We start from the raw sequence: 8,514 nt of genomic DNA, 5'->3' as shown, positions 1-8,514 counted from the left end.
CCGACAGGCGGGGCAGAGCCCTTTGCTTACTTTGGGGCTTTTCCAAAGTGAGCCGCTGTAAGAGCGGAACCATAAGCAGCCGTTACCGCAGCAACGGATATGTACTCAAGATCACCCCCGGTCCAAGGCCACCCCCTCCCGAGCCTTGCGCCTGTTCTTGATCCCATAACAAAACCACATAAACACCACCCAAACCGGAATCGCATACACCGACACCTGAATCCCCGGAATCAGCAGCATCACCCCAAGAATAAACACCACAAACGCCAGGCAAACATAATTCCCATACGGATACCAAAGCGCCTTGAACAACGGCACCTGCCCCGTCCGATCCATATGCTGCCTAAACTTGAAATGCGAAAAACTGATCATCGCCCAGTTGATCACCAGGGTCGCCACCACCAGCGACATCAACAACTCCAGCGCATGCTGCGGAATCAGGTAGTTCATCAACACCGCCACCAGCGTAATCGCCGCCGACGCCAGGATCGACCGCACCGGCACCCCACGCTTGTCGATCTTCGCCAATGCGCGAGGCGCGTCACCCTGCTCGGCCATCCCCAACAGCATCCGGCTATTGCAGTAAGTGCCGCTGTTGTAGACCGACAACGCCGCCGTCAGCACCACAAAGTTGAGAATATGCGCTGCCGTGTTACTGCCCAACATCGAAAACACCTGCACAAACGGACTGCCGCTATAGGCGTCCCCGGAGGCATTCAGGGTCTCCAGCAAGCTGTCCCAAGGCGTCAACGACAACAGCACCACCAACGCGCCGATGTAGAAAATCAGGATCCGGTAGATCACCTGGTTGATCGCCTTCGGAATCACCGTGCGTGGCTTGTCCGCCTCAGCCGCAGTAAACCCGAGCATCTCCAGGCCGCCAAACGAGAACATGATGATCGCCATGGCCATCACCAAACCACCCACGCCATGGGGAAAGAACCCGCCGTGCTCCCACAGGTTGGTCACCGAGGCTTGTGGCCCGCCGGTGCCACTCACCAACAGGTAACTGCCCAGGGCGATCATGCCGACAATGGCGACCACCTTGATGATCGCAAACCAGAACTCGGCCTCGCCGAAGACTTTGACGTTGGAAAGATTGATCACATTGATCAACACAAAAAACGCCGCCGCCGACACCCAGGTCGGGATCTCGGGCCACCAGTAGTGCACATACTTGCCAACTGCCGTCAGCTCCGACATGCCCACCAGGATGTACAAAATCCAGCAGTTCCAGCCCGACAGGAAGCCGGCGAAACCGCCCCAATACTTGTGGGCAAAGTGGCTGAAGGAACCGGCCACCGGCTCTTCGACGATCATCTCGCCCAGCTGGCGCATGATCATGAAGGCGATAAAGCCGCAGATGGCATAACCGAGGATCATCGACGGCCCGGCGGATTTCAGCACGCCGGCCGACCCCAGGAACAACCCGGTGCCAATCGCGCCACCGAGGGCGATCAGTTGGATATGGCGATTTTTCAGGCCGCGCTTCAGTTCGCCTGAATGCGAGTTGGCTTCACTCATGGAAAGGGTCTCACGCAAGGTTTGAGGGTGCTCATGGAGGGGTGCTGCTTTGGTAACGGGCTACAGCAGCGCCGATCAAACCCCGGTCCAGCGTTTTTTCTTACGGTCATACGTCACCTGTTGTTTTTATCTGTGACGAAATCGAACCCGACGGGCTTGTGGCCAGGCGGAATGAACAAGGCGGATAGCCCTGAGAGAGTGGGATCACAGTAAAACGCGGCGCATTGTACACCGCCAAACCTGTCTGGGCTGACAGGATGCGGTGCGGCAGATAGGAGGGACATTAGGAAAATTCTTTCAGATAACGAGAAGTTGACGAAAGGACGATTCCTACAAAACGATGCAACCAACTCTCTGTTTCATCGACATAAACCAAATCGCCATCAAAACGGAATAAAAAATCCAAATGGAACCGTGTCAATAAAAATTTTGCAATCCCAAACACTCTCTTCTAGGTTCATCCACTTGCCCAGCGCAGCAAGCTGGCAAGCTCGTTCTCAAACAACGTCATCTAGGAGATTCACCATGCAAGCACTGGAAAATGACCTGGAAACCGAACTGCAACTCGACGATTGGTTTGAAGCGCCGACCCATGAGGCCGCCGTTGAAATGATGCAAGCCGATGCCGTCGTGCCGTTCGGCACCGCGATGTGGCCTTTCTAATCTGATCAGGCACCCCGGCAGGTGCGGGACGCCGCACCTGCCACTGCTCCTACCGAAGGCTTTGAAGGAAGGACGTCATGGACAAGGCCCGCGCCGTCGAACATTTTCTGTATTACCTCGCCCATCACCCGGCCCTCGCCGGCCTGCACCGCCCCACCATTTTGCTTGGCCATACCGAACGCTACGACGCCATCGCCCAGTCGATCATCCAGGGCTGCGCTGCCCGCTTCGACTTCCAGGTACAACGCCTGGACCAAGCCCCCAGCGAAACGCTGGCCAAGGCCATCGAAGGCTGTGACCTGTACATGTTTCTCTACGATTCCTCGACCTTGCCCAACCCACGCGCCGAAGGCCCGGACTTTATCCGCGCACTGCAGGGCGTGATGGCCGAGCACTGGAAAAAGTCCCTGCTGCTCAAGGACTATGGCGATTACTTCTACGACACCTTCAGCGTCGCCCCACAGCGGATTGCCGACCTCAACGCCACGTTGATCCGGCGCATGTCCCAGGCCAGCGTGCTGAGCTTCACCGACCAGCATGGCTCGCGCCTTGAAGCGCCCATGAGCAGCATCAAGAAGTGGACCAATATCAACGGCGTCGGCAACCACGACCTGGCGCCCGGCGAGATCGCGACCCACAGCGAGGCCATCAACGGCCAGGTGCGGTTTGTCGGCACCTTCCTCAGCACCATTCCCTTTGCGCGTAAATACGGCGTGCTGCAATCACCGCTGGAACTGTGGATCGAGAACTCGACCATCTGCACCGTGGCCAGCGAAGTGCCGGGGCTGGCGGATGACTTCAACAAATACCTGAATGCCAACCCGTCCAATCGCCGGGTGGAAGAACTGGGCATTGGCACCAATGAAGGCGTGAAGGATTTGTATGCGCGCAACGCCGGCTTTGAAGAGCGTCATTGCGGGCTGCACCTGGGATTGGGTGGCGGGCAGAAAGGCAGCCACCACCTGGACCTGATCTTCGCCAGCGGCGTGTTGGCCCTCGACGATAAACCCGTGTTCGATGGGGCTTTCATGTTCTGACACGCCCGCCAAAACAATGGAGATCAACTGTGGGAGCGGGCTTGCTCACGAATGCGGTGGGTCAGTCACTGGATGTATCAACTGATACACCGCATTCGCGAGCAAGCCCGCTCCCACAATGGACCTGCTTTGCTCATAGAGCAGGTTCCAAATCCAGGCCAAAAAAAACGCCAACCCGAGGGTTGGCGTTTTTATGCAGTGCTTAACGAATCACTGCGGCTTCTTGCGACCAAAACCTGGACGCTGGCCGGAACCGGCCGGTGCACCACGACGCTTGCCCGATGGCGCGTCATCGACCAGCTTCAGGCCCGGGCGTTTTTTCGGCGATGGCTTGGCTGGGCGTTTGGTGCTGGCGCTGTCGTCGGCACGGCCCGCAGCCGGAGCACCACGACCAGACTCGCCACGGTTACCGCGACCGCCGGCAGGTGCATCACCACGACCGGCTGGACGCGGTGCGCGCGGCGCACGTTCGCCATCCTGACGGGGCGGTGCCGAAGGACGACGCTCGCCTTCGATGTGCGGCTCGCGGGAGATGCGACCGCCCGTGGCCGGTGCATCCAGCGCAGGGCGCAGGGTGCGGGCAACACGGTCGGTACGCGCCACCGGACGCGACGATTTACGCTGCATACGCTCAAGCTTGTCTTTGCTCTTGGCGTTCATCTGCGGCATGGCCACCGGCGTCAGGCCGACTTCGGCACTGAGGATGTCGACTTCGTACTGGCTCATTTCGCGCCAGCGGCCCATCGGCAGGTCGGAGTTGAGGAACACCGGGCCGAAACGCACGCGCTTCAGGCGGCTGACCACCAGGCCCTGGGATTCCCACAGGCGACGTACTTCACGGTTACGGCCTTCCATCACCACGCAGTGGTACCAATGGTTGAAGCCTTCGCCGCCCGGCGCCTGCTTGATGTCGGTGAACCTGGCCGGGCCGTCTTCCAGCACGACGCCGGCTTTCAAGCGCTCGATCATTTCGTCATCGACTTCACCACGCACACGTACCGCGTATTCACGGTCCATCTCGTAGGAAGGGTGCATCAGGCGGTTGGCCAGCTCACCGTCGGTGGTGAACATCAGCAAGCCGGTGGTGTTGATGTCGAGACGACCGATGTTGATCCAGCGGCCTTCTTTGGGGCGCGGCATCTTGTCGAATACGGTTGGACGGCCTTCCGGGTCGTCACGGGTGCAGATTTCGCCATCAGGCTTGTTGTACATGATGACGCGGCGCACCGATTCGGCGGCCTCTTCACGCTTGATGACCTTGCCATCAATGGTGATGGCATCGTGCAGGTCGACGCGCTGGCCAAGGGTGGCTTCAACGCCGTTGACCTTGATGCGCTTCTGGGTGATCCAGGCTTCTACGTCGCGGCGCGAGCCTACGCCGATACGGGCGAGGACTTTCTGCAGTTTTTCGCCTGCGGGGCCGATTTCCTGGGTGTCGTTCTGGTCTTGGTCACTCATCTTAAGCACCTCCCGGTGTGTCGATTCAGGCTTGGCCTGAAGATAGTAAAAGCTGGGCTTTTGGCGAACGCATCGCCAAAGGGTCGCGAATCATACGCTCATGGCGCGCGTTGCGCATCAGAGACTAGTCGATAAGTGCAGGCTCATTTGCCTTTCCGCCGACCGGTGGCACCCAGCGCCAGCAGGCGCAGCTCGGCTTCGGCGAGTACCGTGCGCTTGTCGACCTTGTCGAGTTTCTTCCAGGCACGGATCTCGCGCTTGCTGCGCCCGCAGCCCACGCAGATATCGTCGGTGAATTTGCAAATGCTGATGCAGGGGTCTTTGGTGGAGCTCATTTGAGTTCTCCTTGCTGGCGACAATCCAAATGTGGGAGCGGGCTTGCTCGCGAATGCAGTGTGTCAGTCGCCGGATGCTTGGCTGATCCACCGCATTCGCGAGCAAGCCCGCTCCCACATTTTGTTCTGCGTCAGTCTTCGAATTGGCGGCGTTCGTTTTCGATGGCTTCGGCCAGGGCGCGGGCTTCGTCTTCTTCGTCGCTCAGCGGCGGTTGTTCGAGCGCGGCGACGGCGGCCAGCAGTTTGGCACGCGCTTCGGCGACGCCGAGGATGTCCTCCTCGGGTTCAGGCTCGGGCTCATCTTCAACTTCGACTGGCAGCTCAACCTCAACGTTCAGTTGCAGCGCAGGCTCCTGCTCACCGTCACTGGCCGCACCATCACGCAGCAAGTCATCGAAGTCAGTCTTGATGCCCTGCTCCATGTCATCCAGTTCCAGCAACAATGTGTGGAAACTGGTTTCGTCCTTCGGCTCTTCCGGCTCGGCGCTGGCGTCGGCCAGCTCCTGCAACCCGGCGGGCACCGGTGCGTCGTCGAAATCCAGGACCGGGTCCGGCTCCATCTCCCGCAGCTCGGCCAGCGGCGGCAAGTCGTCGAGGTTTTTCAGGTTGAAGTGATCGAGGAACACCTTGGTAGTGGCAAACATCGCCGGCTTGCCGGGCACGTCGCGGTAGCCAACGATCCTGATCCACTCCCGCTCCAGCAACGTCTTGACGATATGGCTGTTGACCGCCACGCCGCGCACGTCTTCGATCTCGCCCCGGGTGATCGGCTGGCGATAGGCGATCAGCGCCATGGTTTCCAGCATCGCGCGGGAATAGCGCTGCGGGCGTTCTTCCCACAGACGGCCGACCCACGGCGAGAACTTCTCGCGAATTTGCAGGCGATACCCGGAAGCCACTTCCCGCAGCTCGAAGGCACGGCCGTCGCAGGACTTGCGCAGAATCTCCAGGGCCTTCTTGAACACCGGCGGCTCAGGGCGCTCGGCTTCTTCAAACAGTTCGAACAGGCGTTCCAGGGATTGCGGCTTGCCCGAGGCCAGGAGAAAGGCTTCCAGCAGCGGGGCCAGTTCGCGGGGTTCAGTCAGATTCATCGATTCAGCTCTTTATTCGGCTCGCGCCCGCACGTGGATAGCCGCAAAAGGCTCATTCTGGACCAGCTCGACCAAGGATTCCTTGACCAATTCGAGGATTGCCATGAAGGTCACGACTACCCCCAGGCGCCCTTCTTCCTTGGTAAACAGCTCGACAAACGGCACAAACCCGCCGCCCTTGAGGCGATCCAGCACATCACTCATGCGCTCGCGGGTGGACAGTGCCTCGCGGCTGACCTGGTGGCTTTCAAACATATCGCCACGGCGCAGTACTTCGGCCATGGACATCAGCAACTCTTCCAGGCTCACGTCCGGCAGCAGCTTGCGCGCCCGGGCTTCCGGGGCGTCGAGCTTGGGCACCACCACATCGCGGCCGACCCGGCTCAAACCGTCGATGCCTTCGGCCGCGGCCTTGAAGCGCTCGTACTCCTGCAGGCGGCGGATCAGTTCGGCGCGGGGGTCATCCTCTTCCGCCTCGATAGTCTCCGAGCGCGGCAGCAGCATGCGTGACTTGATTTCCGCGAGCATCGCGGCCATCACCAGGTATTCGGCGGCCAGTTCCAGGCGCACGGTCTGCATCAGTTCGACGTAGCCCATGTACTGGCGGGTGATTTCCGCCACCGGGATGTCGAGGATATTGATGTTCTGCTTGCGGATCAGGTACAGCAGCAAGTCCAGCGGACCTTCGAAGGCTTCGAGGAAGACTTCCAGCGCATCCGGCGGGATGTACAGGTCCAGCGGCATTTCCATCACGGCCTGGCCGTAGACCATGGCAAATGGCAGTTCCTGCTGGGCGCCCGCCTGGCTGTCGACGGCTTCCACGGCCGACATTCAGGCCTCGACCATGAACGGTGCCGGGTCGCCACACCCTACGCGCACCACTTCCGGCTCGCCGTCGGCCAGGTTGATCACGGTGGAGGCCTTGTTGCCGCCGTAGCCGCCGTCGATGATCAGGTCGACGTGTTTTTCCAGCAGCCGGCGCATTTCATAAGGGTCGTACAACGGCTCTTCTTCCCCCGGCAGGATCAGCGACACACTCATCAGCGGCTCACCGAGTTCGGCCAGCAGCGCCAGGGCGATCGGGTGTTCCGGCACCCGCAGGCCGATGGTGCGCTTCTTCGGGTGCAGCAGCAGGCGCGGCACTTCGCGGGTGGCGTTGAGGATGAAGGTGTAGGGCCCCGGCGTGTGCGCCTTGAGCAGGCGGAAGGTGCCGGTGTCGACCTTGGCGAACAGCCCCAGCTGGGACAGGTCGCTGCAAATCAGTGCGAAGTTGTGGTTCTTGTCCAGGTCACGCAGGCGTCTTACGCGCTCGACCGCATTCTTGTCGCCGATCTGGCAACCGATGGCGTAGGACGAATCCGTGGGGTAGATCACCACGCCACCGGCACGGATGATTTCCACGGCCTGTTTGATCAGGCGCGCCTGCGGGTTTTCCGGATGAATCTGGAAGAATTGACTCACGTGTTCTACCTGTTCAGACGGTGGCAATAATGGGGTCATGTTTGAAGCGACACCAAAGGGGCGGCAAATCTTCCGGAACGGCGCGGTACTCGCCAATCTCGGACCAGCCGCCGGGGCCATGAAAATCACTGCCGGCGCTGACCAGCAGACCAAATTCGCGGGCAAGAATCGCCAAGCTGCCTACCTGCTCGGCGGGTTGATGCCCGTTGACCACTTCGATTGCGTGGCCGCCCGCTCCAATATAGTCGCCAATCAGCTTGCGACGCTTGCTGCGGGTGAAATCGTAATGCCACGGATGCGCCAGGCTGACCCAGGCACCTGCTGCCCGCAGTGTGCCAACGGTGTCTTCCAGGGTTGGCCAGTGTTGCTTGACGTCCCCCAGCTTGCCGGCACCCAGCCATTTGCGGAACGCTTCGGCGCGATCCTTTACAAAACCTTCACGCACCATCCAGTCGGCAAAGTGCGGGCGGGCCGGGGCGTTGCCGCTGTCACCCAGTTCCTGCTGGATGGCGCGGGCGCCTTCCAGGCCGTTGGGCATGCCCTTGAGGGCCAGCTTGCGGCTTATTTCTTCGGACCGCAGCCAGCGGCCATCGTGCAATTTGGCGATGGCCTCCACCAGCGGCGGCGCGTTGACGTCGAAACCGTAGCCCAATACGTGGATGGTTGCGCCGCCCCAAGTGCAGGACAATTCAACTCCGTTGACCAGTTGCATGCCCAACGCATGCGCCGCCTCGCGGGCCTCTGCCAGGCCTTCGAGGGTGTCGTGGTCGGTCAACGACAGGACTCGCACGCCTTTTTCAAACGCACGCGCAACCAGGACCGCGGGCGCCAGGGCGCCGTCGGAGGCTGTGCTATGGCAGTGCAAATCAACATTCACGGGAGTGTGTAACCTCAAGTCAGCTGGCGCTTTCGCTACCAAGGATGTTTGTTATTATGCCGCCACAT

The 8,514-nt window shown here is 60.4% G+C and carries 9 protein-coding genes; 2 read left to right on the top strand and 7 right to left on the bottom strand.

Annotated elements, in window-relative coordinates; genetic code table 11:
* Positions 1-111 precede the first annotated feature (111 nt).
* A complete protein-coding gene (locus AC3WKX_RS29265; RefSeq protein ID WP_102605966.1) occupies positions 112-1,524 on the bottom strand; it encodes an amino acid permease in 1,413 nt (470 codons plus the stop codon).
* Positions 1,525-2,049: 525 nt separating this feature from the next.
* Here AC3WKX_RS29265 and AC3WKX_RS29260 point away from each other — a divergent pair.
* Both AC3WKX_RS29260 and AC3WKX_RS29255 read left to right on the top strand, forming a co-directional pair.
* A complete protein-coding gene (locus AC3WKX_RS29260) occupies positions 2,050-2,187 on the top strand; it encodes a hypothetical protein (RefSeq protein ID WP_003175756.1) in 138 nt (45 codons plus the stop codon).
* Positions 2,188-2,264: 77 nt separating this feature from the next.
* Positions 2,265-3,224 carry a M29 family metallopeptidase gene (locus AC3WKX_RS29255; protein WP_102605965.1) on the top strand — a complete coding sequence of 320 codons (960 nt, stop codon included), beginning with the start codon at positions 2,265-2,267 and terminating at the stop codon, positions 3,222-3,224.
* A 210-nt stretch (positions 3,225-3,434) separates the two neighbouring features.
* Here AC3WKX_RS29255 and rluB read toward each other — a convergent pair whose 3' ends face one another.
* The 6 genes from rluB to AC3WKX_RS29225 form a co-directional block, all read right to left on the bottom strand.
* Positions 3,435-4,682 (bottom strand): 23S rRNA pseudouridine(2605) synthase RluB, encoded by a 1,248-nt coding sequence (gene rluB / locus AC3WKX_RS29250; RefSeq protein WP_003220080.1) that lies wholly within the window; start codon positions 4,680-4,682, stop codon positions 3,435-3,437.
* A gap of 143 nt (positions 4,683-4,825) precedes the next feature.
* A complete protein-coding gene (locus AC3WKX_RS29245) occupies positions 4,826-5,017 on the bottom strand; it encodes a DUF1289 domain-containing protein (RefSeq protein ID WP_003220079.1) in 192 nt (63 codons plus the stop codon).
* Positions 5,018-5,148: 131 nt separating this feature from the next.
* Entirely contained in the window at positions 5,149-6,108 is a 960-nt protein-coding gene (gene scpB / locus AC3WKX_RS29240; protein ID WP_102369771.1) for an SMC-Scp complex subunit ScpB, read from the bottom strand.
* 12 nt (positions 6,109-6,120) lie between these two features.
* A complete protein-coding gene (locus tag AC3WKX_RS29235; RefSeq protein ID WP_087692657.1) occupies positions 6,121-6,939 on the bottom strand; it encodes a segregation and condensation protein A in 819 nt (272 codons plus the stop codon).
* Positions 6,940-7,569 carry an L-threonylcarbamoyladenylate synthase gene (locus AC3WKX_RS29230; protein WP_003220075.1) on the bottom strand — a complete coding sequence of 210 codons (630 nt, stop codon included), beginning with the start codon at positions 7,567-7,569 and terminating at the stop codon, positions 6,940-6,942.
* A gap of 13 nt (positions 7,570-7,582) precedes the next feature.
* Positions 7,583-8,446 (bottom strand): PHP domain-containing protein, encoded by an 864-nt coding sequence (locus AC3WKX_RS29225; protein WP_003220073.1) that lies wholly within the window; start codon positions 8,444-8,446, stop codon positions 7,583-7,585.
* Positions 8,447-8,514 lie beyond the last annotated feature (68 nt).

The sequence above is a fragment of the Pseudomonas sp. GP01-A4 genome (assembly GCF_058780865.1).
Note: the sequence above shows the minus strand (reverse complement) of the source record. Positions and strands in the feature narration are given on the sequence as shown.

Bases quoted from the DNA above. Each gene is read 5' to 3' on its own strand.
- AC3WKX_RS29265 (WP_102605966.1), bottom strand. From the start codon at position 1,524: ATGAGTGAAGCCAACTCGCATTCAGGCGAACTGAAGCGCGGCCTGAAA.
- AC3WKX_RS29260 (WP_003175756.1), top strand. From the start codon at position 2,050: ATGCAAGCACTGGAAAATGACCTGGAAACCGAACTGCAACTCGACGAT.
- AC3WKX_RS29255 (WP_102605965.1), top strand. From the start codon at position 2,265: ATGGACAAGGCCCGCGCCGTCGAACATTTTCTGTATTACCTCGCCCAT.
- rluB (WP_003220080.1), bottom strand. From the start codon at position 4,682: ATGAGTGACCAAGACCAGAACGACACCCAGGAAATCGGCCCCGCAGGC.
- AC3WKX_RS29245 (WP_003220079.1), bottom strand. From the start codon at position 5,017: ATGAGCTCCACCAAAGACCCCTGCATCAGCATTTGCAAATTCACCGAC.
- scpB (WP_102369771.1), bottom strand. From the start codon at position 6,108: ATGAATCTGACTGAACCCCGCGAACTGGCCCCGCTGCTGGAAGCCTTT.
- AC3WKX_RS29235 (WP_087692657.1), bottom strand. From the start codon at position 6,939: ATGTCGGCCGTGGAAGCCGTCGACAGCCAGGCGGGCGCCCAGCAGGAA.